Consider the following 25,455-nt stretch of genomic DNA (forward strand, 5'->3'; position numbering starts at 1 on the left):
TCAGGAGGCTTTTTTTGATTTCTTTTTGTCCAAACTGGCCTTCAGTTGGGCCATAAGATCCTTAGCCGGAGTGGGTTTGCTTTCGTATTTGGTGGCCTTTGTTTTCTTGCCGGATTTTTTACTTTTAATGATCTTCATCAGTTGATCATTGTACACATCTTTGAATTTGTCGAAATCAAACTTCTCTGTATAATTTTCAATTAAACTCAATGCCATATCAACTTCTTTTTTGGTTACCTTGGTATTGGGCAATTTTAGGTCGGAAGGCTTCCTGATTTCATCTGAAAAACGTATCACGTGCAGAACAAGGGCATTTTCATATACACCGATCAGACATAAATTCTCTTTTTGCCGCATCACAAATGTGGCCACACCAAGCTTTTTGGTTTTCTTCAGTGCATCGCGCAGTAAGTTATATGACTTTCCTCCCTCTTTTTGGGGCTCCAAATAATACGGTTTTTTGAATAGCACATCGGCTACATCGGAAGCTTCGATAAAGGACTCGATTTCAATGGTGCGGTTTTTCTTAACATTGGCCTGCTCAAAATCCTCATCTGTAAGCACGATATAGTTTCCGTCATCATTTTTGAAGCCCTTGACAATATCCTTCCAAGCCACTTCTTCCCCCGTGGTTTCATTGACGCGTTTATAGCGGATGCGGGCATTATCGGCACTGTCGAGCATGTCCAAATCCAATTTGCGGTCTTCTGTGGCACTGTAAAGCTTTACGGGGATGGATACTAATCCAAAACTCACCGTTCCGTTCCAAATTGATCTCATAGTGTTGTGGTTATAACAAAAAAACCTCCTGAAGTTCAGGAGGTTTTAAAAGTGCAATTTTAGTACCTATTTAATTTTCCGTAGCTAGGGGACGGAAGACCGGAAATCGGAAAAGGGAGACCGGAACCAAGACTCACTTAGCAATATTTCGGCTAATCATTTAAACTATTAGAATTTGAAACATGGCAAAATAGTGCTCTTCCGATTTCTGTCTTTGGCATTTCCGTAAAGGAAGGAATACCTCACAGAAACCTCGTGGGCACCTCCGGAATTGCGGAGACCGAGCCTGGAAGTATTAAAATCAAAGCTATACCCTATATCCAACCCAGAGTCAAAGGTGAACCCGAATGAAGCAATGATGGCCTCATTGTTTGGCAAACTATATTTAACTGGCAATCCCCTGTACCACAAACCCACCGTGATCGGCTCCAATAAGAGTTGAGACCCCACCTCCAGTTGGTTAAATGGTTGCTGATGCCTAAAGTTGAATGCAAAAAGCAAAGCCCTTTCTTGTCTGCTGTGGCTAAGATAGCTATTGTACCCTCCATCAGGCAAACCGATTTTCACCCCACCATGGGCGGAAAGTTTCATGGGCAGCACACTGATCTGGTCATCCAGAAAAGACATATTGGGTTCATTCAGATGGTGCCCTGACATTCCGAGCCAAACATGCTCATTGTTATAAAGCATTCCAAAGCTGAAATCGGCAAACTGCCTCCTACTATCCACCATCAACTGTCCATCGTATCGGTCTGTGATGATGCCCCGAGCTATGTCCATCTGTGTACCCAGGATCACATCCCCAAAGTAAGCATCCCTGGAGACATAACTGACCTGTCCACCAAATCTCAGAAAATTGTTAAAACCAAGTTGGAGCCTGTAAGAATAAACCAGGCCGACTTCCATGGTGCTCAGCGAGGACATGCTCTCTTGCGAGCCGTTGAACTGCAGGCCGATACCACTATTGATATCAAACATGTAATGATCGATGTAAGCGGAATAGGAATTGAAAGTATGGTCAAGCCCAGGCCATTGGTTTCGGTAATTCAACCCCACCCTAGTGAGCTCGGCCGAACCGGCAAAAGCTGGGTTCATGTACATCGGCGCAGCATAGAACTGCGAATACTGCACATCCTGTCCAAATGATTGGATGCTAATAAGCAAAAAGACTACACACCATAACTTTCTCATTTCCTACCTTATCGTATTAATGTAAATACTCCCGATCTCGTTACTTGCTTGCCATCCACAGTCGTGAATGTACCCTTATACACATAGTTGCCATTTGGCCCCAGTTTCCCGTTTACTTTGCCATCCCATCCCGGATCTTCCATGCTGGTCATCTCGTAGAGCAAATCGCCCCAGGTGTTGAAGATCAGCATTTCGTAAGATGATATTCCACGCATTTTAGGCTTGAAGTTCTGGTTTTCTTTATCCAATGGCGTAAACCCTGATGGAATCATGATCAGATACGACTCATTGACCTCAATTGGCATTTCCATTGTCGAAGTACAGCCATAGGCATTGGTGACCGTGAGTGTTACCAAGTACTGCCCTTTCGCATCGAATTTGAAAGGAGGATTTTGGAGTTTGCTGGTTCTACCGTTTCCAAAATCCCAATGGTAGCTCAAATTGTCCCCCAAGGAGTGGCTTTCAAAAACCACCTCATCGTTGGCTAGGACTTCACCTTTTTGTCCAAGCCCGTTGATTTTGTAATCAAACATGGCGTGCACCGGATCATCGGAAACCTCTACCATGACCTTTTGCTTGGTGGAAGCGCAAACCAAATCCTTGTAGTTGGCTTGAATTTGATAGACGCCTCCTTCATTTACTTCGGGTACATCCTGAAGCCGCAGCTTTTTACCGGAAGGCATTTCCACGGTGTATTCAAACACCTCAGGATCATAGCCTTCAATGGAGGCGGTAAAATCAATACTTCCCCCTTCGCAGAGCACTGCAGGTTGGAGGACTCGCAGGTTTGGCGGTGGCAGAAAATCGATGATTACGGCATCGGAAACTTCCGATGAGCACTCCTGTTCGTTGATGGTCATCACTTCATAGACACCATTTTCGGTGATTTCGATGAATGGCCCCTCAGCAGAAATGGGGACCCCATCCTTGAGCCATTGGAAGGCGGAGGCATTTTTGCCCGAAGCGGTGAGTTCAATGGTTTCCCCCTCGCAGAGCCTGACCCTTTGGGCCTCTTTCTTATCAGCATACACTTGAGAAAATGACATACCCCCTCCGATAAGGAAGGCCAAGGCCATTCCTTTGATCGAAGGGGAGTATGAAAGCATTTTGCTCAAGGGAAGTTAGGAGTTATTAATTTCTACCTAAGCCTCCAGTGATTTCAATTACTGGCTTCTCTGGAATTGGATTAATTACTAGAGTTAGTAAGGTCTCTTCTTTCTCACAAAGAGCTTCTTCATCCTCAAAATCGTAACTTACCCTAACAGTATATTTATAATCCCCTTGTTCTAGCAATCTTTCCGTAAAATCAAGGTCATTGTCTGACGAACCCAAAACATAAGTATTGGTGCTCCCTTCCTGAAGCAGAATCGCTTCTCCTTCATTGGTTGTTAAATAGAATTTATATACAAGATTAAAATCATCTTGCATGTGTGTTTCTTCATAAGAAGCAGAAACAGTTAATTCTTTTTCATTGTAATTGGAAATTTGCTCTGAATCATTCTCACAAAAATCATCATCCTCTTCATCGACTTCAAGTATAATTTCAGGAGCTACATAGACTGCTATATCAGTAATTTCGTAACACGCATCATCCCCGCTACCATTAAATCCATATACTCTAAACCTATGGTAACCTGATCTTGTAAAGTCATAGGTAATTGAAGCCTCTGTTTCACCCTCAAGCAAAACTTGATCTTCATCCACTTTGCCCATCAAATACCACTCAAACCTTTCGTAAACACCATCTACACTTAAGGCTACTTTCGCCCCTTCTTCATAACAAAATAAGTTTTGGACTATCCCCTCTAGGTCATTTTCCGCTCCATATCCAGCCGCATCAAATGAATTGAAACTAGTAATGGTATTACCAGTTTGAGGATGAGTAAAATTTAATGGGTATTGTCCATAAGACTGGTTTACCAATAAAATCAGTATTCCGATTAATAAGTAAAATTGCTTTTTCATAATAGGTACTTTTAATTGTTTCTTAATTTATATTTCTGGGATAGCCACCGTTGATCTGCACCAGGGGCGCCTGTGGCTTGGGTTTTACATGAATTGAGATTTTGGTCATTTCATCCGGCAGGGATTCGCAAACGTCCACACCCGATACATCCACGAAGTATTCGTAGCTTGATTCGGAGAAATGCAGGCCTTCGATTTCAAGGGTGCCATCAGGTAGAAAGTTATAGACTACCTCAGGGCCAAGATCCCCATTGGATATAGGCTGCTGTTTGGTGCTGTCACGGTACCAGTTGAATTGATAATCTGAAGAACTGGAGGTGATGGATGGTGAAAAACTCACCGTTTCACCTTCGCAAATTTCCTGGTCGTCAAAATCTATTTCAATAGGAGTCGGCTGGCTTTTCAGGTCAAATTCTTTCACAAACTCGTCACAGTTGCCATTGACAAACTCAGTGAGGATCAGGTAGTATTTTCCTGCTTCCACATTGGTGATCCCGGTTGCATCACCGTCAATGATCTCCCCGTTAAGAGGATCATCCTTGCGCCACACAAGCTCATGTCGGTTATAGTCAAGATTGGAAGAAGTAATATTTATGGCCCCATCCGATGCCCCGCAGGTAGGTTGTACAAAACCTGGTTCAATAGACACAGCGTCATTTTCAGGGACAATTATATTATCGACGGTCACCTCGCAACCCTCTTTATCGGTCACAGTGACTGAATAAGTCCCCGGTGTAAGAGCGGACACGGTTTGGGTAGTTGCACCGTTGCTCCATTTATATGTGTACTCCCCCCAGCCGCCTTCTGGGAGTACGGTGACGTGGTTTACTGGACAGACGTCTAATTCTTGGATGACGGTGGCGGTGAGAGGTTCTGAAGGGGGATGAATATCTATATTGAATTCAACTGCACAACTAATTTTATTATTCCCATTACTATGACGGAATACTTCAACCACATATTTACCTGCTGGAAAATTGATATTATTATTAGAAAATTCGAGATAATCGGATATCTCATTGTTCCCCGATGAAATAATTTTTCCATCTGAAAATTCACCTCCAACTCTTTTAAATCGGGCTCCAATACTTCTGGGAGGCGTAACATTGGATAAATCAAATCTTATTTTTCCAGAGGTACCATCATGGCATTGAATATTTTCAAACATCAAATCAACAGTAATATCCCGAAGATCCTCAATAGAAAAGTCCAGTGATATTGGTTCCTCAATTGGTCTCAATCTATCATACACCAACAATTTGTAATCGCCATAACTCAAACCCTCTATTTCCAAATCCTCACCTGCTAACAAAGTCCAATCACGGACAATATTACCATTTGAGCGAACCACCTTATAATAGGCCGATTCTAAAAAGTCTTTAATTACAAAGGTGGCTTTTCCTTCTTCTTGACATATTTCTGGTTCTCTATTGATCAAGTCTATCTCAATATCGGGAGGAATATTGGTCGTGATAGAAATAACATTGGACTTAACTTCACAGCCAAATTCATTTTTGACTGTCACGTGATATTCCCCTGTTGAAAGGGCTTCAAGTTGGGAATTGGTTTGATTACTTAATACTTCACCATCTTTATACCACTGATAGAAGTAATTATCTCCTTCATTTGCAATCAATAAAGCTTGATCTCCTAAATAAAATGTGGTCTCATCTTCTGTTGAAATAATTGCCTCTGGTGTAGGGTTGATTTTAACCTGAATTGCCTTGGGTTCGGAAGTTTTCCCAAAATTGTCTGTTACGGTATAATAAACTGTTACTTCCTCGCCAACAAAATCTGGCTTTGGAATAAATTTAATAATGCCTCCTTCTGAATCAGACTCAAACAGCCCGTGTGTGGTTTGAAGAGATTGCTTTTCAGGATCACATTGTTCGTCAGAACAAATATCCATTTCTCCAGGAATTAGCTCCTGAGCTGTCTCAGCCAGTTGCAGACACCTGATAAAATTATTATCAGGATCATTTAGAAGATCAACATCCTCAATCGCCTTTATCTCAAAAACGTTTTCCAAACCATCACAGGCTTGGACAGACTTGTCTTTGGCAACAGGGTTTTGAAGATCAGAATCATCTGAAACCTCAACAATCACATTTCGGATTTCATGGTTGTTATTACTACCTCCTGTAGAAGCCGCGAAACCTAATTTTAAATTTTGCGGAGCAGCATAGGGATAGGGTTCATTTTTAAAAATTTCTACGATTCGGTTTTGCGAATCATGGGTAACCTCTATAGATAGATTAATCAAATATCCAACACCACTGGGATTGGGTTGAAGGTCAAAATATGCTTTTCTATATCCATTTTGGTCGGGGGAGGTTATTCTATTGGTTCCCGAGCCCCCTGAAGAAAGGGGAAATCTTTGATTATTCGGAATACTTCCAGTGCCATCATTATTTGTTCGACTTCCCTTGATAAACTTGTAATTATCCGACTTGGGCCCCCGAATCACAACGCTATTAGGATATCTGGTACTTCCACTTGCAAACCCACCAGTCTTACCCTCTATGGTATTTCCGTAATTCCCATAAACATCAAGACCGATTCCAATGTAGCCTTCAGAAAGTCCCGAGGCAGTTCCATTTGGAGCATATCCCAGAGAACCACCATACCCTCCAGTATGAAAAGTTGACACATTTGCATCAAAAAGGAAAAAAGTCATACCATCCGCACCATTTCCTCCGTACATAAAAAACTCAAAAGAGGTTTTGATACCATACATTGAGGAGAAGGGTATATCTATATAAGCAAACCCACTCTGATTTCCAGAAGCTGGCGTCAGTTGCAAGACGCCATTTCCAGCACTATCCGGGTTTGGCGCAGTTAATTTTGCAGCCCCACCAGTTACTGTTGCTGCTCGGGTTTGAGTTGTGGTAAACGGTTCACAATAGGGAAATCCGCTCTGCCCTAAAGCATTAAATGCCAAGGTAAGCAGCGCAAAAATGAAAATTAATTCCCTAAAGTAAACTTTTCCCATTCAACCGATCTAAATTATAAATACAATTAATTGCCCTTTCTCATAACGAAAATGCAATGCCTGATTTAGAATATAATTTTTTGTAATTAACAAACACTTATATGATGTACTTAAAATTTGTGTTTGTTTTGAAATTAAAGCATTAAAAATTCAATTAACAAAACATACATATAAATATTTATCTAGGTCAATCATTTTATTATCATCGGGTTAGTTTCAATTTATCTGTATAGGATTAACACCTTCCATACAAAATATTTTGAAACTTGCGCTTACATTCCTTATACTCGACTTTAATTATTAATGAAGATGCCCACAAGACGAAAATTCCTCAAACGATCCATTCTATCTTCCGCGGCTATAATTCCCCTCGGAGTTGTTGGCAGCCAGCCGGATCTATTTAAAAAACGCAACTCCACAGAAGCTCCCCTGATCCTCTCCACTTGGAACCATGGACTAGCCGCCAATGAAAAAGCCTGGGAAGTACTCGAAAGCAGCGGTGATATAGTAAGTGCTGTAGAGCAAGGTGTGATGGTGACCGAATCGGATCTGAGCAACCTCACTGTGGGGCTTCAAGGTTTACCGGACCGGGAAGGAATCGTAACACTGGATGCAGCTATTATGAGAGGTGATGGCGGATGTGGGACGGTTTCATTTGTAAGACAAGTAAAGCACCCCATATCCCTAGCCAGAAAAGTGATGGAGGAAACACCCCATGTCATGCTCAGCGGGGAGGGTGCCAGGCAGTTTGCAATCGAGCAGGGACTGGAAGTTCTGCCGGAAAAATTAAGCCCAGAAGCGGAAAAAGCCTATAAAGAGTGGAAACAGAAATCCGAATACAAACCCATTATCAACATTGAAAACCACGACACCATTGGTATGATAGGAATGGATACCTCAGGAAAACTTGCCGGCTCATGCACTACCAGTGGCTTAGCTTTCAAAATGCACGGGCGAGTCGGTGACAGCCCCATCATTGGTGCGGGCTTGTTTGTGGATGAGGAAGTAGGAGCAGCTACCGCTACCGGTCTGGGCGAGTCTATCATCAGGATCTGCGGAAGTTTTCTTATCGTAGAGCTTATGCGGCAGGGCTGGGAACCGCAGAAAGCCTGTGAGGAGGCTGTGAAAAGATTGATAGCCAAAAACAAGAATATTGAGGATATACAGGCGGGTTTTATAGCCATGAATAAAGACGGGGAATATGGTGCCTATTCCGTCCATCCCGGTTTCAACTTTGCCAGGCATACCAAAGGAGAAAACATTTTGATTGACTCCAAAAGCAAATTCAAATGAGAACCTACCTACTTGAAGCGCCGGTCTTTTCTTTACACACTGGGTTAAAAGCCGCCTCGGCTGGAGTTGACCGCTTGGAGCTCTGCGCCGACTTTGCAGAGGGAGGCACCACGCCAAGTATTGGAGTATTTAGGGTTTTACAATCCCTCATACAGATTCCTATTTTTGTCATGATCAGGCCTCGAGGGGGTGATTTTGTCTATTCAGAACGGGAAATCGCTGCAATGATAGAGGATATCAAACTATTTGATCAAGAAGGAGCGGATGGGTTTGTATTTGGTGTTCAAACTCCTCAAGGTGGGGTGGATTTAATATCAAATAAAAGTTTAATAAAGGCAACCAAAAAGCCCTGCACCTTTCATCGGGCGTTTGACAACATGGCCAACCATGACAAGGCACTGGAAGAGATCATTTCTTTGGGCTTTACCAGGATCCTCTCATCTGGAGGCTTTGACACGGTGACCGATGGTATGGAAAACCTACTCAAATGGATGAAAATAGCTGGCGACCGGATCATTATCATGCCGGGAGGTGGAAGCAAGCCCAGTCATCTGGAAACCTTTAAAAAAGTTGAGCATTTTAAAGAAATACATGCCAGTTGCAAAAAGGTTTCGTTAAGTCCCGAACACTACCACAATCATCTTTTGAAAATTTCATCAAGTGAAGGGATACTCGATATTGATGAAGAAATTGTACTTAAGTTCAAAAGCGTATAAACTAAAAAAGCTGACCAAACTGTCAGCTTTTTTCATTGTCGGAGTGACTGGATTCGAACCAGCGACCCCTTGCACCCCATGCAAGTACGCTACCAGGCTGCGCTACACCCCGATCGATTGGCAATTTTAAGAAAAATGATCCAATTCAAAAAATTTACCAGTTTATAATATCACAGTTTTTTACCTGTTTTTTTCAATTTGTTTTTTCCGTAAATTAGCTAATCACCTATCCAGTTCACCATGAGACAATTACTGTTAATCATACTTTTACTCCCTTTCACCTCACCTGCTCAATCATTTTTAGTAAAAAATGTCAATATTGTCACTTTAAGCGCTGAAAATCCAATTCTATCCAACCAGTCCATCTTGGTAGAAAACGGGAAAATTCAATCTATCGGATCTAACCTGGAAGTAGAAGCTGATTCTATAATCGAAGGAGCTGGGAAATATGTTTTGCCGGGCTTGGCGGAAATGCACTCCCACATACCCAATGCGGAGAACGGGGATTTTTCCTTTTTGGAGGATGTCATGTGGTTATACCTGGCCAATGGGGTGACCACAATTAGAGGCATGATAGGGCATCCGAGTCATTTGGAGTTAAAGGAAAGGATCAAAAGTGGCCAAATGATGGGTCCTAGAATATTTGCGGCCGGCCCATCCCTGAATGGAAACAGCGTAGAATCTCCCCAACATGGCCGGCAATTAGTACATGAGCAGGCTGAGGCTGGGTATGATCATTTAAAAATCCACCCTGGATTAAGTATGGAAAAATTCATAGCAATCGCAGAAACAGCCAAGGAGAAAAATATTATGATAGGTGGCCATGTCCCGCTTGACGTAGGTTTGGAAAATGTAATTTTAAATGGATTTCATTCAGTAGAGCATCTGGATGGTTATCTGGAAGCCATGCTTCCCCATGAGGATTATAAAAATTCCGAGAAAGCAGGGCCATTTAGCATGAATTTTTCCCAGGATGCCGACCTTTCTAAACTTCCGGAATTGGTGAAGCTGACAAGAGAAAATAATGTAGCTGTGGCACCAACAATGACCCTTTTTGAACATTTTTTTGGGTATTTACCGGCAAGTGAATTAAAGGAAAGAGCAGAGATAAAATACCTACCTAAGGACCAAATTGTGAAGTGGGCAGAGCAAAAACAAAGGCTTGAAGATGATGGTATCTTAGCCGAGGAGAAAGTAAAACCCTTTTTATCCCTCAGAGATCAAATTCTCATGGAATTATATGAGGCAGATGTCCTGATACTTTTAAGTTCAGACTCCCCGCAAGTCTTTAATGTCCCTGGCTTTGCCACCCATAGAGAAATTAAGTCCATGAAAAACGCTGGAATGAAAGCTGTCGACATATTAAAAAGCGGTTCAAAGAATGTAGCCCAATATTTTAATCAGGATACTTTTGGAGAGATTGTGGTTGGGAAAGATGCTGATTTCTTGATAGTAAGAGATAACCCTCTTGAAAAATTGGAAACCCTTGAGGAACTTGAAGGGTTATTCGTTGGCGGAAATTACATTGACCGGGAAAGAATTCAATCCGAATTGGATCGAATTGAAGAAAAAAACAAATAAAAAAAGGGGCTTAGGCCCCTCTTATATCATACAGACTTTTTTAATGCCGATTTGGCATCATTATTCAATTCACTCCCTTTTTTTTTAGCTTCCTTGGCTAGATCCTCGGACAATGATTTGCCTTTATCGGCTAACTCTTTGATATCTTTATTTACACGAGAAACTTGACTATTGATGTCATCGATTATATGGTTAAATCGGGAACTCAAATCATCAAGATAGTCTTCTNGCCTTTATCGGCTAACTCTTTGATATCTTTATTTACACGAGAAACTTGACTATTGATGTCATCGATTATATGGTTAAATCGGGAACTCAAATCATCAAGATAGTCTTCTCCTTTCTTGGATAGTTTCTTTCTGGTCTTTTTGCCTTCTTCTGGGGCAATAAGAATTCCAATCTGTATACCTACCGCCACACCAGCGGCTATTCCTAACAATACTTTTCCTGCGCTCATAGTTTATTTATTGGTTAAAGTAATAGATAAAAGAGATTATACATCTGATTTTAGAAATGGTAGTAAATTACTAATCAAAAAGTCGCAATTATTATACCATTCATAATAGAATCAATTTGAAGGAAAAATGTTTAGTGAATGTCTAAAACATTACGATTTTTCCATTTATTAACGATGATTTTTCTTTCCTCATCATTTCGAGGATATACGCCAATTACAATATTCCCCTCTTTGATACCCTTTTCATACAGTGTGGCCTTATCCTCCGGAATCCCTAATCCCACAAGCGCTCCAATCAAGCCGCCTGCAATACTTCCAGCGCCTGCTCCCGCCAGTCCAGCGACTATAGGCCCAGCTATCACCACTCCGATCCCCGGAATGAGCAAGGTAGTCCCTATGGCAGCCACCGCACCTGCAATAGCGCCCAAAGCCCCACCCACAAGGGTGCCAGTGCCCGCTCCTTCTGCGGCTTTATTCCCCAATTCGGTGTCATATTTTGATTTGTCTTTATTGTTATAATACCTGGTTCTGGTTTCTTCTGACATCAGAAGATTGATTTCCTCATTTGTATAGCCCAATTGATTAAGATCATCAAAGGCCAATTCGGCGTCGTCTCTATTTTTAAACATGCCCACAAGCAAGTTTTTTCGATCAGATTTCTTTTCAGAAACCCTTTTGTCATGATTGTGATCCATTGGTTCTGCGGTTTAGTGGAAGAAAAAAATGCCAGACACAGGGGTCTGGCACTTTTTAGTTGTTATAATGAAGGAAATTGATTACTTATCGTCATCTACTTTATTTCCTTGTGCATCATATTTTTTAGTCCAAGTTTTATCTTCTTTTTGGAAGGTAACTTCATACATCATTTGACCATCTTTGGTTCTCTGATTGGCAGATACAATTCTTGCGTCCTTATCTTCCATATCATTATCAATGGCATCCTTTACAGGTTGCGGTAGATTTTCAGGAGCTACTCTAGTGGTTTCCTGATAGATTTCAGTTGAATTCAATACTGGAACAGTAGCAGCATTTACAGATGCAAGACCAAATGTTCCTAAAGCGCAAATTAACATTAACTTTTTCATGATAAATTGTGGTTTATGGTTATTAATTAAATTGAAAATTTTCTATTTTAATAATTACTGATCAGTTCTGTTACCGTCCTGATCATATGTTACGGTACTTTCTTGACCGCCTTGGTCTCTAAAGGTCATTTCATAATACGTGATACCATCCCTAGTATATCTTTGGGTTCTTGTCATCTCCCTGTTTTGAAGGTTGGCATCATTATCTACCCTACTCTGGATATTCTGAGGCACATTGGCTCTGTCTACATCTTGTCTATCCATTTCACGGTGAGTCCCTGGAGTTGTTTCCCCTCCCCTATTAGGCTCTCTGTCCAAGTTTGTTCGGTTATGGTCTACATCTGTTCTTCTAGAGGTATCCTCTAAAACAGCTCTGCCATCCGCATCGTTGGTTCTGTCACCGGTATTGGGAGAATTGTCGCAAGCCCCCATCATAAGGGCTATTGGAATTCCTGCTAAATACAATAACTTTTTCATGGCATTAAGTGGTTAGTTTTTCAATTGATCAATTTTGATCTTCAGGTTACCAAGTACCCAAATCCTATGCCATAAGTTTATTTTTATAATTTTTTATAGTTAAAAGATGATTTTTCAAATTGGTAAAACAATTGATGTATGTTAGGCATTATAATTTTGTATTATTATGTACTTTTGAAAACAACAATCATTAATCACCTATTTTAATTGTTTTATTCATTTTAACACTTAAAAAAACGTATACAAATGAAAAATAGCCTAACGCTTCTTTCCAAAATCAAAACCCAAGTCTTATTAATTGCAGCATTTATGTTCTCATTGGCAATAAATGCCCAAGTCCCTCGGGACATCCCCACAGATACGGGGCCCTTGGAAGTAGATTCAACCTTTGATATTATCCTTTATATCGTATTGCCTATTGTAATTATCATCTTCTTTTTCGTTTACAGAGCCGCCAAAAAGAAAAGGGATCGGGAGGGTTAATGAAGTGACACTTTTCAACAAAAGTGTTACGAAATAACCACAACTTAAGATTTAAAGTCTCCTGCCAACTGGTTCCAATTTATCAAATGGCCATAAATTATGAATGAAAAAACCAAAGAGTCAATTCAAAAGGCCTTAAAGACAGGCAAATCACTCAATTTAAATCTGGAACAATTCGGAAAAGTAAAAATAGAGAGACGCCTGCCTTTCCTTTTGATCTATAGAAATCCTGAACCAGACAATAAGAAAATATTACGGCTAGTATTGGGCGAATCATCCTATATCATTACCAATATTGAGCAGACAGTCAATGGTAAAATAGCCGACATAATAAAATTAATATCCAAAACCCTGTCGGAAGAATACCGGGCAGTAATGATCATTGAAATTTGGATTGGGAGCCCTGAGTGCAATACCTTTAAAATAAAAACCTCCAAAGAAAAAGCTCCTGCCACTGTAGAAACGCTCTACGAGGGACTGGTGGACTTCTGCTCCCACCAGCATGAACTGAAAACTGAAATTGAATATACACCGCACAGACATCCGGACAATTTGGATCCAATCCTAACTTTGGATCAATGTCAAGAGGTAGGTGCTTACCTGGTCGGTTTGGAAATCCCTCCATTCTTCAAAGATGAAGAAAAGGATGAGTTCTATTATATGGTTTTTAGGGATTTTAAAAGCCAATTTTCTAAAATCCTGCGTAAATCCATCTATGAATTTATCCGTGTGCAGACTACATTTGATATTCGCAATTATCAGGTATTGGGAAGCACCACGATAAGCCCCTCGGTTTGGGATGTGGACAAGCAATTATTCAAAATTCAGGAAAATTTTCAGTTCCTGCTTTTGATCTCTCCTATCAATACCATGGAGGCCAAAGCTGAGTTCATTGACCATAACTTCAGAATTAACCCCAAATTTCTCTACAGGCTATTGCCCATTGATCCTGATCAGCTGAAGGAAGAATTGTTTAAAATCAATATCCGAAGCATTGAGGATCCTACGTTGGCATTCTTGTTTTCTGACAAAAGGGAGGAACTTGAAAAGCAGATAACCATGCTCAAAGAAAGGGGAACATCCAATTTCATGTTTAGCAGTATACGCCTTTACAGCTCCGTAGATAAAGACCTTTATGAGACTGCCCGCTATTTATTAAAAGAAATTCCCCCGGAGGATTTCAGTAATTCCCGTTGGGTGGAAGCTGAGGAGCTGGCTGAAAGGTGCCGCGAGGAGGTGAAATATTATCAAAAGGAATATCCAAAACTCGACGCCAAAGTAGAGGTAAAAAACGATATCGTAGGGATGCTCGTTTCCAAAGGGCAGCTCTATATTGGAAAAAGCTTTAAAGTGCCCGAAGAAAGAGTTGAGGCCTTGGTTCACCATGAAATTGGAACCCATGTTTTGACCTTTTATAATGGACTTGCCCAGCCTTTCAAACAGTTGAGCATCGGATTTGCTGATTATGAAGAATTACAGGAGGGAATTGCCGTGCTGGCAGAGTATCTTGTAGGCGGCCTCACCGGTGATAGGTTGCGGTTGCTGGCTGCCAGAGTAGTGGCTGGCCATTGTCTTACGGAAGGGTCCACTTTTGAGGAAACTTTTATGGAGCTTACCGAACATTATAATTTGGACCGCGAATCAGCTTTTCAGGTGACGGCCAGGATCCATCAGGGGGGCGGCTGTACCAAGGACATCATTTATCTCAGGGGACTTATCAAATTAATAGATTACCTCAAGGAAGGAGGTGAACTTGAACCGCTATTTATCGGAAAAATAGCCCTGAAGCATATTCCATTAATGGAGGAATTGAGAATGCGGGATATTTTAAAACCAGCGCCAATGACACCCAGGTTTCTGCTCAATGAGAAATCTTTGGAAAGATTGGAGAAAGTCAAGGAAGGCCTCTCCCTAATCGACATGATCAAATAAAAATTAACCACTTTAAACCACTAACATGAAAATTGGAGTAGTAGTAAATGATATTTCAACTGAAGAGGCCTGGTATGACACCACTTTATTGCTTTCGGCGGCTGTTCACAAAGGGCATGATGTTTATATTATGGGTGTCGGCGATCTAAATTACATGGCTAATGGTCATATGGGGGCATTTGCAGTTAAAGTAAAAAATGGCAAAAGCAGAAGTATGGAAAATTTCTTGAAAAATATCCAAGCTGATGCGAAGGAAAGAGTCCACATATCTTCTGAAGAGCTCGACGTGATTTTTTTGCGCAATAATCCATGTGAAGACATCGGAGACAGAGCCTGGGCCCAAACTGCCGGAATGATTTTTGGCCAAATTGCACTAGAGAAAGGGGTTCTTGTTCTCAATGACCCCTACAGCTTAATGACTGCCTTCAATAAAATGTATTTTCAGCATTTTCCCGAGGAAGTTAGACCCCGAACTTTGATTTCCAGAAATGCTGATGACATTAAAGAATTTTATAAAGAACAAGGTGAAAAAATAATCTTAAAACCACTTCAGGGCTCCGGAGGAAAAGATGTGTTTCTCATGGACAATTCCACCAATTTGAACCAAATTGTGGAATCTATTAACCGGTATGGATATGTGATTGCCCAAGAATATTTACCCGCCGCAAAGGATGGCGACATCCGGGTGATTATGCTCAATGGTAAGATTCTTGAAATAAAAGGGAAGTCGGCAGCTATGCACCGTGTCAATAAAGCGGATGATATAAGAAGCAACATCCATGCGGGAGGTGTACCCCAAAAGGCACAAATCACAGATGAGATCCGCAGGCTCTGTAATATTGTAGGTCCAAAACTAAAAAGAGATGGAATGTTTATGGCCGGAATTGATATCGTAGGAGACAAAATCATGGAATTAAACCTTGATAGTCCCGGAGGCATCGTGAGTATTGAGAAACTGGAAAAAGAAAAGTTTGCCGCAAAGATTATCGACGCCATCGAAAAGAAAATCGAATATCAGAAATATTATGATGGAAAATTGCCCAACTCCTATTTGGCAACACTGGACGTCTAAGAATAAGGCCGGAAATCCATCCGGCCTTATTTTTTTACTGTACTATGAAAAACCCATCGCTACCTTGACTTTGGTAGAGCGGTAAAAATATTCTTCCATCCATGGGCGCAAATACCTGCTCATTGTTTGAATGAGCGAGCAATTCTCCTTTTTTGACTTCCTTAAAATTTGAATAACCTGGTTCCATTTTGAATAGATCCCCCTCATCTATGTGGTGCCGGTAGACAACTTCGTATCCCTCCTCTCCTCCAAAGGTTTCTTTCAGTCTATTGTAATAATGATCATAATCCCTAATATCCGATTTTTCAACCAGTCCGGAATTTACCAATCCCACTATCACCATGGCCTCATGGTAATCCACAGATTCTGGTGCCTCATGCTGACCGGCCTCTACGGTGAATCCTACATGACCAAGCAAAGTCAAATAATGGTCGAAATGACCAGGAATATATTTTTCAATACCCTTAGCAACAGGCAAAGGAAACTTCATGGCAAAACCATAACTTTCCTCCCCTTTGTTGACACTTATATAAGGTACCGTTGGTGAGGAAGTCGTATGCAGATCCATGAAGAAAAGCCTAGTGGAATTGGGGTTTTCCTCAATTTCTTGAATAACTTTCAAAAGCTCTTTGAATTCCTTGGCTTCATGAAAACTCAGCTCCTCCCCCATTTCAATCTTAGAGGCATTATCAGGAGTACACACCCTGTTTAAATCACGGTCCACTAATCGCACCTGGTTCTTTAAGGCCTCTAAATTCCCACTTACACCAATTATTTGGCCTTTGAACTGTGGCTTTTCCTGCTCTAATTTTTTAAATACCCTCTTTAAAGCCAATACCCCACTTGGTTCATTTCCATGAACTCCAGCGCTTACCAATAAAGTTGGCCCCTTGATGGGTGAAGATGGGTATTTGCCAAGAATTCGGTTAAGGTTAAGATCTTGGACTTTTCCTTCATTTCTCATGGGTCAATCATTCTTGTAGCGATCTCTTTCATCAGAAGGCCCTTCCTCAGCTTCTTTACTTCGGCCCATTTTGTCATCCTTTTCGGGTTTGTCCTTTTTACCAGGTTTTGCATTCGGATCAGGATCCACAAATTCCTCAATTGCTTCATCTTTTTTATGCTCGTCTCTTTGAGGACGGTTTTCAGGGGACTCCTTCCGGTCATCATCATTGTTAGAACCAAAATGAAATGGAATAAATGTGGAAATGGGGATATTGAAATTAAGATTGTTCATGATTTTGCTATTTAGTTGTTGGTGGTATAAATGCTTACGTATTGATGATCTCGCCTCCATTGGGATGCAGAAACTGCCCAGTCATATAACTGGAATCTTCCGAGGCAAGAAACACATAACTAGGGGCAACTTCAACAGGCTCGCCTGGCCTTCCCAATGGGACATCTGTACCAAACTCATCCACATGCTCCTTAGAAAATGTGGCAGGAATTAAAGGAGTCCAGATTGGGCCAGGAGCGACTCCGTTTACTCTGATGCCTTTAGAAGCCAGATTTTTGGCCAAGGATCTGGTGAAGGAAACAATCGCTCCTTTTGTAGAGGCATAATCAATCAGATGATCGCTGCCTCTATATGCAGTCACGGAGGAAGTGTTGATTATAGAGCTTCCCTTTTTCAAATGAGGGAGGGCAGCTTTAGAAATGTAGAAAAACGAAAAGATATTGGTCTCAAAAGTTTCTGCAAGTTGACTCTCGCTAATATCTTCGAAATTCTCCTTTGGAAACTGTTTAGCGGCATTATTGACAACTATATCAAGTTGGCCAAATTCACCAATGGCCTTATCGATTAATTCATTACAGTGAACTGCACTACGCACATCTCCTTTGATAATTAAAGCTTTTTGCCCCTGGTCTTCCACCATTTTACGGGTTTCCAGCGCATCTTTATCTTCATCTAGATACGAAATGACCACATTAGCGCCGTGTTGTGCAAAAGCTACGGCTACGGCTCTGCCTATCCCGCTGTCTCCACCAGTGATTAAAGCTACTTTCCCTTTTAACTTGGGACCTATCGCATTGCTTCTTTCGACTTTCGGTTCCGGATGCATCTCATGCTCCTTTCCAGGCTGGGAGGACTGAGATTGCGCTGGCTTTGACTGTTGGTCCGACATAGCTATCTATTTTCTGTACTGAAAGTCCATTGGTGTACAGTAACTTCCGATTTCCTTATGATCCTTTGCCTTTTCTTCTTGGTGGTGTTTGATAGGTCATTAGACATGGTTTCTCTGGCATTAAAAGGTTGGCTTGAATTTTCCATAGTTTAAAACAATTTTTTATTTGAATATTAACACCAAAACCATTCCAAAGTATTAATATCCTATGTTTGACTTCTTAAATATTATAGAAATTATCAGTTATCAAACGGAAGCCCACATCAATCAACTAATTCCTGAAATAAATCAATTTTTTAACTTTAAATTATTATCAAACAGTAGATTACATGGGTATCTTAAAATTTTTTAAAAAAATGCTTACCGACTCTATGATTTGGAATGGTTTTGGTTTATAATTACATATCTGAAAAGGAAGCTGGGAACCTGATCGGATACTTTTAAAATGATTTTTAATTCGCTATAAAAAACATTGCCCTTTAATCGGCGAATTGGGATTGAGATTTTTTCACCTACATTTTTTGCTGGGCAGCATATTACACAAAAAAGGCCTTCGATTGAAGGCTTTTTTTGTTTCACTCCATTAACAACTTTGTAAGAACAATGGCTAATAAAACAGCGAAGGCGCAGAAAAAGTAAAGTATGTAACTCTGCTCTTTCTGCGCCTCCGCTGTTATTTTTACGTCACCTTAATATTCTATATTAAGCATCCTAAGTTTACTATAAAGCGTCTTCCTATTAATATTCAAAATTTCGGCTGCCTTGGTTTTATTGTAATGTACTTCCTTAAGCACCTCCATTATTCTTTTGCTCTCCGCTATCTTGGCGGTGGATTTCAAATCAGGCTCCATGGCGTCTTCATGAATTTGACTCAGATAATTATCTGTGGCATTTTCTTTTTCCTGCATAGCTTGAAGGAAATGAAGAGGAAGTGTGTCCTTTTCGATCACATGGTTTGAACTGCTTAATAGACAGGCTCTCCTAATCAGGTTGCGGAGCTCTCTCACATTCCCTGGCCAATTGTACCGTTTGAAATACTGATAAACCTCGTCTGAAAGCACAGGTTTTACCTTATTCAATTCCTGACTGGTTTTTTCTAAAAAGTAATCAATGAAAATGGGCAGGTCTTTGGTTCTTTCCCGCAATGGTGGTACCCTTAAGGTAAATTCATTTAATCTATAATATAAATCTTCCCTAAACAAAGCCCCGCCAGACTTATTGAAAAGATCCTCATTTGTGGCTACTATAATCCTCACATCTACAGGAATTTCCTTTAGACTGCCCACTCTTCTTATCACCTTTTCCTGCAAGGCCCGAAGTAAGGCCATCTGAATATCCAAAGAGAGGTTGGCTATCTCATCTAAGAAAACCGTTCCTCCTTCAGCCATTTCAAATACCCCTGTCTTGGCACAAGTGGCTCCTGTGAATGCTCCTTTTTCATGGCCAAAAAGTTCACTGGCAGCAATTTCCTTAGAAAGGCTTCCGCAATCGATCGCCATAAAAGGCTTATCTCGCCTGGAACTTTCCATATGGATTAACCTGGCAAGACTTTCCTTACCAGTCCCGGTTTCTCCTTCAATAATTACCGTGTAATTAGTCGGACCAACAAGTTTCACATGCTGGATCATTTTCTTTGAAGCCTCACTTTCCCCATAAACATAGTCCATCATTGTTGTGGATTTGGGGACCTGCTTGGAAATTTCACTATTCCCTTTCCCATCATTTCCTTGGGAAAGACCGTGTTCGATCACAGAAATCAGTTCGTCTGGATTTAAGGGCTTGGCCAAGTAGTGATAAGCTCCTCCCTTGATTAAGTCTACAGCCACCCGAAGGTTTACATATCCTGTGATAAAGACTACCACAGTTTCAGGAGCAATAATTTTGATTTCCTCAAAAACCTGAGACCCGTCCATGTCTCCAAGCCTGTAATCACAGATTACCAGGTCGAATTTTTCTTCTTTTAGTTGGCTTATGGCTTGCTTGCCTTGTGTTGAAATACTTACGTCATACCCTTTTTTCGTCAAAAATTTATCCAAAAGGTTACAGGTAGATAACTCATCATCTATTATCAAAATTTTACTCATAGGAATTGTATATGGTATGTTTGCGGTTTAGTCCCATAAAGATAAGATAAATTTTACAATAAACTGTCACGTAATAGTTATATAACCTGAAATTTTGCACACAAGTTTTACTTTTTAAAAAGGAATCTTCACTATTTAAGAAATAAGAAGGAAATAATCCAACTCAAACTGAATAAAAAAAGGGCACCGTTCAGTGCCCTTTCGAATCTCTACTCAAAAATCTAGGCCTCAATGAGATCACGGCCTGAATCCTTGTAAAACTTCAAATATTCCCGGGGCGGAAGGCCAAAGTATTTCTTAAAATTTATGGCAAAGTGTTGCTGGTCCCTATAACCAACCTGTCTTGAAATTTCATCTACGTTTCCAAAGTTGTATTTCAGCAAAAAAGCGGCCTTTTTCATTCGGCTTGATACGATGTACTCTTCCGGAGTTTGATGCATCAGCTTTGTGACGATGGAATGGAGCTCACCTAAGCTGCACCTAAGTTCCCTTGCCAAGTGATCAGCTGAGAAATTAGGGTTGGAAAGATTGGCAGCCATAATAGAGTGGATTTTCCTGCCATATTTATTTTTCAAGGAAATCTGCTTCAAATCAGTAAAATACTCATTATCGGCACTTTTGGGCTTCCCTCTTTTAAAAGCTTTTGGAAAATAGATCCTCTTGCCAACATATAGAATGTAAAAGCCCACCAATCCCCAAATGAGGGTCGCAAAAATCAGATAATATGGTGCAAATCCTTCCACTTAATAATTCGTTTAAATAATCTGGACACACATTCCTTGAAAAGGACTATTAAAATAGCAAAAAAAATTTATCTTCCGAAGATTTTGGTATATCTAAATCAAAATTTTTACAATGAAATGCATTTGTATGAAATTATTCCAATTAGCACCTATCGGACGCATTTTCTACCTTGAAATTTAAGAAAGCCTAAATTATCCGATTATTTTGTTAGCTTGATTAGGGTTCCAGATGGAATTTCTTGATCCAAGTCCATACCGTTCAATATCCCCATTCGATCCATATCCTCTGGCTTCACCCCATTAGCTGTCAAAAATTCTCTGAGGCTAATTGCTTTATTAGTCCTTTCCAAAGCAATCCTCAAAGGTTTTCTATCCAATTTTTCCTGGTCCTTCAAATCCGCAAAACTGTTGATGCTTTGCTCAATGGCAGTCCTATAACCTCCAAAATCCTGTTGGCCTGCGGCGCCGAGTAAGCTATAAAGCTTGCCACCATGGGAAATAATAGCCAGCCGAACTCGGATTTGGTTACTCTCTTGCTTTTGGACTCCTTCCACGATTGTGGCATCCAGCCCGTTTATCTTTTTGTTCTCAATTTGGGTTTCCACCAATTGAAATTGTTCCACTGCTTTATTGGCGGCCCCCTGTGTACTTTCCCCTGATGCCAGCGTCAAAAGCATCACGGCATTCCCCTCCTTGGGAGCCAACTGTACTTGGCTCGGCGTGTTTTGATAATTCCAGCCTGAGGGTGTATCAAACCGGAATCGAAGATCTGGGTGATAAAATACACGGTCCTCCAAAAATCCCTGGCGCGGATCTTCCCCATAAACCATCCCTTCTATCATTTTCAAATAAGACTCACGGTTTACCTTGGGGTCCTGTAGCCCTTCCTTTTGCTGCCACTCTTGCGCCAGCTGCCCTACCCTCTTGTTTCTATCTGCAGGCGAAGGATGGGAGGAAAGAAAGTCCGGCAAGGGGGAAGCCCCAGAACTGACCTGCTGTCTTTCCAAGGTTCGGAAAAAACCTGCCATTTCACGAGCATCATAGCCCACTTGGGTGGAATAAATTACTCCAAGTTCATCCGATTCCCTTTCTGCATCCCTTCCATATTTCAAAAACAAGATGCCCAACGCCTGGCTGGCGGGATCTAGAAACTGTGCCAGTTCAGGCTTTGCAATCAACCCGGCCAAAATCCCAACTTGGGCTAGAATACCTTTTGACTGTTGCCTTACGGAATGTCTCGCCGTGATATGACCAATCTCATGTCCCAGTACGCCTGCAAATTCCGCCTCATTATTAAAGTGGGCCATGATCCCACGGGTGAAGTAAACATAACCTCCAGGAACGGCAAAGGCATTCAAAATCGGTGAATCCAAAATCTTGAACTCATACTCCAAATTGCTTCTATGGGATATGGCAGCCATTTCCTGCCCTTTTTCATCAATGAAAGCCTGAATTTTATCATGCTCGTAAAGCCCATAGGACTGGACAATCTGCGGATCATACTCCCTTCCCATGGCGATTTCACGACTTTCTGAAATTAGCACAAAATCCCTTTTGCCGGTCACTGGATTTTTGGCGCAGGCACTACTTAATAGTACAATTCCAAAAATAATGTGTAGTCTAAATAGCTTTTTAAGTTTCATAGTATTACTTATAAAATTCATGCGGCAATATTTCTTTTAAAAACTCCCAAAAACAAAAATTCAGGTAAAATAAATTTGGCTAACCTTATATGGTTAGCCAAATTTAATAGGATTTAAACAAATAAAACTCATATAGCAACTACCAAATTGCAATTTGATTCCGGCCTCTAAACCTATCATCTTCTTTAAATAGCTTTAAAATAACCATAAACTCATGGATGGTTCCTCCCATGATCAAACTTCTTTGAACTGGCAATTCATAAATATACCCTAGCTGTAGATTCTGCATCACAAACCCTGCTTGAAAATTATTGGCATAATTCAGCCTATGCCCCCCTCCTAACCATAATCTATTCATAAAGAGTGCTTTTGCATTTACTTCCAAATTGGAAGGATGCCCAACTTGTTCTCGATAGAAAGCATTTCCAATTATGGCTAGATTTTCAGAAACCAATCCTCTGCCACCAACTTGCACAATGTAGGAAACCGGTTTTCCATCCATGAAGTTGTCACCTTTTGATAATCTACCTCGGTTAACATTGTGCATCCCATAAGAGAAATAATAGTTTTCGTGAGTTAGCGCTATGCCGATGTTGAAGTCCAAGATTTGCATATCGGCAAAACTTCCAATATAACCTTGAAGGGTCTGATCACTTTGTTGCTCCGTATTCAAGGCGGTGCCATCTAACCTTACATTCATATAGTTAATCCCAGCACCAAGCCGCACATTATGGCTTTCAGAAATCCGAATTCTTGTGGCATACCCCGTTATTAGCTCAGTTTCATTAAAAGCCCCATAACGGTCAAAAAGCAGGTTGATACTGGCTGCATTACGCCCGGTTAGACTTGGATGAGAATTACCTGCCATTTCTGCAAAATCAAATTCCCCGCTAAAAAACATTGTTTTAGGTGCTCCTTGGAAACCGCCCCATTGATTCCTGACAAATCCACGTATTGCACTACCTTCATACCCTGTCAATCCAGGGTTATAATAACTCTGGAAAAAACTGAATTGGCTGATGTATTTCCTGGATTGGCTTTTAGCCTCTTGAGCAAAAAGTCCAATTATCAACACCAGAACATATTTAAAAATACTCTTCATCACTTTCTGAATTAAAATCTAAAAATAAACAGGCAGATAGGCTAACCTACCTGCCCGTTCTAACTTTACTTTCTCAACAAATTGAGTTTACCACGTCTTACATCTCCGTTTCGACCATATTCCACCACATAGAAGTAGGCACCAACAGGCAGATTTCGACCTTGTTGTTTTCCATCCCAGTAGACACTTGGATCATTGGTTTGGAATACCTGGTTACCTGCTCTGTCAAAGATTGTAATTCTAACATTTTTCACTCCGATAAGCTCTTTTATACCCCAAGTGTCATTTACCCCATCATTATCAGGAGTGAAGGTATTGAATATTTCAATTTCAGCGAGACCTGAATTCTCAGGGTAAAGCGTAAAGTTTCTGCTGATCATATTTCCTACCCTATCGGTGGTTTGGATGGCTACCTGGTAGCTAGGTTTGCTGTTTGCATGCTCTGTACTGTTCCAGGTCAGTCTGCCGTTTACGATGCTGAAGAAGCTGTTGTCCAATAAGCTGCTGTCCAGCCCATATTCATGCACATCATCAGCCTCATCCACAGTACTCAGATCCGCAATTGAAGTCCCAGCAGTTATGCCTTTGGCGATCACTTGGCTGCTCAAGAGGATATTGGTTGGTAGGGATTTGTCTTCTACAAGAATCGGGATAATAATGGAGCCGATATTTCTTGCATTGGCACTTACCACCTCACCGTTGATCTCATAGAATCCTGCTACAATTGGATCGTAGCCATTGCTGAACCATTTGAAGTGTGCGTTATCACCCTTCATAAGTTCACCGCCGATTTTGTTCAAAGTAGTCTGCAGTTCCTCGAAAGAGGTCTTCCAAGTAACATTCACCAAATCAGCGAGTAGTTCGTTTGTATCTTCGAAACCAGGCTCTTCACCTTCTCTGTAGGAAATGTTGCAGCTACCGATAAATGAACCTGGACTATTGGTTAACAATGCGTCCACAGCATTAGCACTTACACAAATTGTGTTTCGCTTGCCATTCGGAGTTACATGACAAACCTGCACTTTCGTCTGATTGCCGTTACCATTTCCGCAGGAAGCTTCGACTGAAACAATTTTGGAGAAAATTGTATTTCCTACACATTTTCCATCTACAATTAGCTCAACCATGTATTCTTTAGTAAAGTCACCATTTGCTACCACTTTGAAAGTTGATTTTGTTTCACCTGATATTAAGGAGAAGTTGCCTTCAACATTTCTTGAATACCATTTGTAGCTTACCTCAGGATATCCGGATGGCTTGTATGTTGCTGTCAATACAGTGCTAGAAGGCAATCCTAAGGAACTTGCTGCCCCATCAAATATGACCACATTGCCATTTGAGTTGGCTGTAACATTTGAATTGATGAATGCCTGCAGAATTGTCAATTGTGCTGGAGCCGAAGTTTGCGAACCTGACAGGTTACTTGAATTCGGAACAAATTCAGCAGTTATATCATAGAGTGCTCCAAGAGCCAAGCTTATATCCAATTTACCAGAGAAAACTCCATTTGTAACAGAAGATTCGTTGAACGTACCTATTGAATTACCATTGTTTTTGAAGGTGATTTTGCCGCCTGTATTATTGACTTCAAATTGAGCGCTTGAACTTACAGTAGCGGTAAGGGTTACTTCACCACCATCACAATTGGCTATCGAGTTAGCTAGGAAAATTGAGGTTAAGGCCTTGGTAACCGTCAGCGTTCCGTTCTCATTGCTCACCTCATAGTTGCCAAG

Annotated in this window: 24 protein-coding genes and 1 tRNA gene; 6 read left to right on the forward strand and 19 right to left on the reverse strand. The window is 40.9% G+C overall.

Annotation, left to right across the window (positions count from 1 at the left end; translation table 11 throughout):
• The 5 genes from ku to KI659_RS15590 form a co-directional block, all read right to left on the reverse strand.
• Window positions 1-780 carry a non-homologous end joining protein Ku gene (gene ku, locus KI659_RS15570; protein WP_213946296.1) on the reverse strand — a complete coding sequence of 260 codons (780 nt, stop codon included), beginning with the start codon at window positions 778-780 and terminating at the stop codon, window positions 1-3.
• A 168-nt stretch (window positions 781-948) separates the two neighbouring features.
• A complete protein-coding gene (locus KI659_RS15575; protein ID WP_213946297.1) occupies window positions 949-1,971 on the reverse strand; it encodes a PorP/SprF family type IX secretion system membrane protein in 1,023 nt (340 codons plus the stop codon).
• An 8-nt stretch (window positions 1,972-1,979) separates the two neighbouring features.
• Entirely contained in the window at window positions 1,980-3,077 is a 1,098-nt protein-coding gene (locus tag KI659_RS15580; RefSeq protein WP_213946298.1) for a PKD domain-containing protein, read from the reverse strand.
• A 25-nt stretch (window positions 3,078-3,102) separates the two neighbouring features.
• Window positions 3,103-3,936: a hypothetical protein gene (locus tag KI659_RS15585; RefSeq protein ID WP_213946299.1), complete on the reverse strand. Its 834-nt coding sequence runs from the start codon at window positions 3,934-3,936 to the stop codon at window positions 3,103-3,105.
• Window positions 3,937-3,958: 22 nt separating this feature from the next.
• Window positions 3,959-6,928, reverse strand: coding sequence for an L-type lectin family protein (locus KI659_RS15590; protein ID WP_213946300.1), 2,970 nt, complete (start codon window positions 6,926-6,928; stop codon window positions 3,959-3,961).
• A gap of 309 nt (window positions 6,929-7,237) precedes the next feature.
• On the opposite strand from KI659_RS15590, the gene KI659_RS15595 reads away from it, so the two are divergent.
• Complete coding sequence (locus KI659_RS15595; protein WP_213946301.1) at window positions 7,238-8,221, forward strand: isoaspartyl peptidase/L-asparaginase family protein; 984 nt, start codon at window positions 7,238-7,240, stop codon at window positions 8,219-8,221.
• Entirely contained in the window at window positions 8,218-8,937 is a 720-nt protein-coding gene (locus KI659_RS15600; RefSeq protein WP_213946302.1) for a copper homeostasis protein CutC, read from the forward strand. Before KI659_RS15595 ends, KI659_RS15600 begins: the two co-directional genes overlap by 4 nt.
• Before the next feature lie 38 nt (window positions 8,938-8,975).
• Here the strand turns inward: KI659_RS15600 and KI659_RS15605 are convergent.
• Window positions 8,976-9,049: transfer RNA gene (locus KI659_RS15605), tRNA-Pro, on the reverse strand.
• A 128-nt stretch (window positions 9,050-9,177) separates the two neighbouring features.
• Between KI659_RS15605 and KI659_RS15610 the strand changes: the two genes are divergently transcribed.
• Entirely contained in the window at window positions 9,178-10,518 is a 1,341-nt protein-coding gene (locus KI659_RS15610) for an amidohydrolase family protein (RefSeq protein ID WP_213946303.1), read from the forward strand.
• Between the two features lie 205 nt (window positions 10,519-10,723).
• Here KI659_RS15610 and KI659_RS15615 read toward each other — a convergent pair whose 3' ends face one another.
• From KI659_RS15615 to KI659_RS15630, 4 genes are all read right to left on the reverse strand, one after another.
• Window positions 10,724-10,975, reverse strand: coding sequence for a YtxH domain-containing protein (locus KI659_RS15615; protein ID WP_213946304.1), 252 nt, complete (start codon window positions 10,973-10,975; stop codon window positions 10,724-10,726).
• Between the two features lie 131 nt (window positions 10,976-11,106).
• The gene (locus tag KI659_RS15620; RefSeq protein WP_213946305.1) at window positions 11,107-11,670 is read right to left on the reverse strand and encodes a hypothetical protein; all 564 of its coding nucleotides are present in this window, start codon (window positions 11,668-11,670) and stop codon (window positions 11,107-11,109) included.
• Window positions 11,671-11,751: 81 nt separating this feature from the next.
• A complete protein-coding gene (locus tag KI659_RS15625; RefSeq protein ID WP_213946306.1) occupies window positions 11,752-12,060 on the reverse strand; it encodes a hypothetical protein in 309 nt (102 codons plus the stop codon).
• Window positions 12,061-12,114: 54 nt separating this feature from the next.
• The gene (locus tag KI659_RS15630) at window positions 12,115-12,537 is read right to left on the reverse strand and encodes a hypothetical protein (RefSeq protein ID WP_213946307.1); all 423 of its coding nucleotides are present in this window, start codon (window positions 12,535-12,537) and stop codon (window positions 12,115-12,117) included.
• Between the two features lie 246 nt (window positions 12,538-12,783).
• Here KI659_RS15630 and KI659_RS15635 point away from each other — a divergent pair, with 246 nt between their 5' ends.
• From KI659_RS15635 to KI659_RS15645, 3 genes are all read left to right on the forward strand, one after another.
• Window positions 12,784-13,020, forward strand: a complete 237-nt coding sequence (locus tag KI659_RS15635; RefSeq protein ID WP_213946308.1) for a hypothetical protein — start codon at window positions 12,784-12,786, stop codon at window positions 13,018-13,020.
• Between the two features lie 99 nt (window positions 13,021-13,119).
• The gene (locus KI659_RS15640) at window positions 13,120-14,952 is read left to right on the forward strand and encodes a flavohemoglobin expression-modulating QEGLA motif protein (RefSeq protein WP_213946309.1); all 1,833 of its coding nucleotides are present in this window, start codon (window positions 13,120-13,122) and stop codon (window positions 14,950-14,952) included.
• Window positions 14,953-14,977: 25 nt separating this feature from the next.
• Window positions 14,978-16,024: a glutathione synthetase gene (locus KI659_RS15645; protein ID WP_213946310.1), complete on the forward strand. Its 1,047-nt coding sequence runs from the start codon at window positions 14,978-14,980 to the stop codon at window positions 16,022-16,024.
• A 34-nt stretch (window positions 16,025-16,058) separates the two neighbouring features.
• On the opposite strand, the gene KI659_RS15650 is transcribed toward KI659_RS15645, so the two are convergent.
• The 9 genes from KI659_RS15650 to KI659_RS15690 form a co-directional block, all read right to left on the reverse strand.
• Window positions 16,059-16,988, reverse strand: a complete 930-nt coding sequence (locus tag KI659_RS15650) for a succinylglutamate desuccinylase/aspartoacylase family protein (protein WP_213946311.1) — start codon at window positions 16,986-16,988, stop codon at window positions 16,059-16,061.
• Between the two features lie 3 nt (window positions 16,989-16,991).
• Entirely contained in the window at window positions 16,992-17,261 is a 270-nt protein-coding gene (locus KI659_RS15655; protein WP_213946312.1) for a hypothetical protein, read from the reverse strand.
• Between the two features lie 34 nt (window positions 17,262-17,295).
• Entirely contained in the window at window positions 17,296-18,150 is an 855-nt protein-coding gene (locus tag KI659_RS15660) for an SDR family oxidoreductase (RefSeq protein ID WP_213946313.1), read from the reverse strand.
• A 2-nt stretch (window positions 18,151-18,152) separates the two neighbouring features.
• Window positions 18,153-18,296 (reverse strand): hypothetical protein, encoded by a 144-nt coding sequence (locus tag KI659_RS15665; RefSeq protein WP_213946314.1) that lies wholly within the window; start codon window positions 18,294-18,296, stop codon window positions 18,153-18,155.
• Window positions 18,297-18,839: 543 nt separating this feature from the next.
• Window positions 18,840-20,234: a sigma-54-dependent transcriptional regulator gene (locus tag KI659_RS15670; RefSeq protein WP_213946315.1), complete on the reverse strand. Its 1,395-nt coding sequence runs from the start codon at window positions 20,232-20,234 to the stop codon at window positions 18,840-18,842.
• A gap of 221 nt (window positions 20,235-20,455) precedes the next feature.
• Window positions 20,456-20,977, reverse strand: a complete 522-nt coding sequence (locus KI659_RS18735; RefSeq protein WP_213946316.1) for a helix-turn-helix transcriptional regulator — start codon at window positions 20,975-20,977, stop codon at window positions 20,456-20,458.
• Window positions 20,978-21,177: 200 nt separating this feature from the next.
• The gene (locus tag KI659_RS15680; protein ID WP_213946317.1) at window positions 21,178-22,620 is read right to left on the reverse strand and encodes a M48 family metalloprotease; all 1,443 of its coding nucleotides are present in this window, start codon (window positions 22,618-22,620) and stop codon (window positions 21,178-21,180) included.
• Between the two features lie 139 nt (window positions 22,621-22,759).
• The gene (locus tag KI659_RS15685) at window positions 22,760-23,722 is read right to left on the reverse strand and encodes a PorP/SprF family type IX secretion system membrane protein (RefSeq protein WP_213946318.1); all 963 of its coding nucleotides are present in this window, start codon (window positions 23,720-23,722) and stop codon (window positions 22,760-22,762) included.
• A 65-nt stretch (window positions 23,723-23,787) separates the two neighbouring features.
• A partial coding sequence (locus tag KI659_RS15690) for a T9SS type B sorting domain-containing protein (protein WP_213946319.1) occupies window positions 23,788-25,455 on the reverse strand: 1,668 nt, incomplete at its 5' end.

Origin of the sequence: Litoribacter ruber (genome assembly GCF_018449405.1) — a bacterium.
In the GTDB taxonomy this organism is placed as follows: Bacteria; Bacteroidota; Bacteroidia; order Cytophagales; family Cyclobacteriaceae; genus Litoribacter; species Litoribacter ruber.

Bases quoted from the DNA above. Each gene is read 5' to 3' on its own strand.
- ku (WP_213946296.1), bottom strand. From the start codon at position 780: ATGAGATCAATTTGGAACGGAACGGTGAGTTTTGGATTAGTATCCATC.
- KI659_RS15670 (WP_213946315.1), bottom strand. From the start codon at position 20,234: ATGAGTAAAATTTTGATAATAGATGATGAGTTATCTACCTGTAACCTT.
- KI659_RS15655 (WP_213946312.1), bottom strand. From the start codon at position 17,261: ATGAACAATCTTAATTTCAATATCCCCATTTCCACATTTATTCCATTT.
- KI659_RS15625 (WP_213946306.1), bottom strand. From the start codon at position 12,060: ATGAAAAAGTTAATGTTAATTTGCGCTTTAGGAACATTTGGTCTTGCA.
- KI659_RS15685 (WP_213946318.1), bottom strand. From the start codon at position 23,722: ATGAAGAGTATTTTTAAATATGTTCTGGTGTTGATAATTGGACTTTTT.
- KI659_RS15640 (WP_213946309.1), top strand. From the start codon at position 13,120: ATGAATGAAAAAACCAAAGAGTCAATTCAAAAGGCCTTAAAGACAGGC.
- KI659_RS15575 (WP_213946297.1), bottom strand. From the start codon at position 1,971: ATGAGAAAGTTATGGTGTGTAGTCTTTTTGCTTATTAGCATCCAATCA.
- KI659_RS15650 (WP_213946311.1), bottom strand. From the start codon at position 16,988: ATGAGAAATGAAGGAAAAGTCCAAGATCTTAACCTTAACCGAATTCTT.
- KI659_RS15580 (WP_213946298.1), bottom strand. From the start codon at position 3,077: ATGCTTTCATACTCCCCTTCGATCAAAGGAATGGCCTTGGCCTTCCTT.
- KI659_RS15665 (WP_213946314.1), bottom strand. From the start codon at position 18,296: ATGGAAAATTCAAGCCAACCTTTTAATGCCAGAGAAACCATGTCTAAT.
- KI659_RS15630 (WP_213946307.1), bottom strand. From the start codon at position 12,537: ATGAAAAAGTTATTGTATTTAGCAGGAATTCCAATAGCCCTTATGATG.
- KI659_RS15600 (WP_213946302.1), top strand. From the start codon at position 8,218: ATGAGAACCTACCTACTTGAAGCGCCGGTCTTTTCTTTACACACTGGG.
- KI659_RS15635 (WP_213946308.1), top strand. From the start codon at position 12,784: ATGAAAAATAGCCTAACGCTTCTTTCCAAAATCAAAACCCAAGTCTTA.
- KI659_RS15590 (WP_213946300.1), bottom strand. From the start codon at position 6,928: ATGGGAAAAGTTTACTTTAGGGAATTAATTTTCATTTTTGCGCTGCTT.
- KI659_RS15595 (WP_213946301.1), top strand. From the start codon at position 7,238: ATGCCCACAAGACGAAAATTCCTCAAACGATCCATTCTATCTTCCGCG.
- KI659_RS15680 (WP_213946317.1), bottom strand. From the start codon at position 22,620: ATGAAACTTAAAAAGCTATTTAGACTACACATTATTTTTGGAATTGTA.
- KI659_RS15645 (WP_213946310.1), top strand. From the start codon at position 14,978: ATGAAAATTGGAGTAGTAGTAAATGATATTTCAACTGAAGAGGCCTGG.
- KI659_RS15585 (WP_213946299.1), bottom strand. From the start codon at position 3,936: ATGAAAAAGCAATTTTACTTATTAATCGGAATACTGATTTTATTGGTA.
- KI659_RS15620 (WP_213946305.1), bottom strand. From the start codon at position 11,670: ATGGATCACAATCATGACAAAAGGGTTTCTGAAAAGAAATCTGATCGA.
- KI659_RS15660 (WP_213946313.1), bottom strand. From the start codon at position 18,150: ATGTCGGACCAACAGTCAAAGCCAGCGCAATCTCAGTCCTCCCAGCCT.
- KI659_RS15610 (WP_213946303.1), top strand. From the start codon at position 9,178: ATGAGACAATTACTGTTAATCATACTTTTACTCCCTTTCACCTCACCT.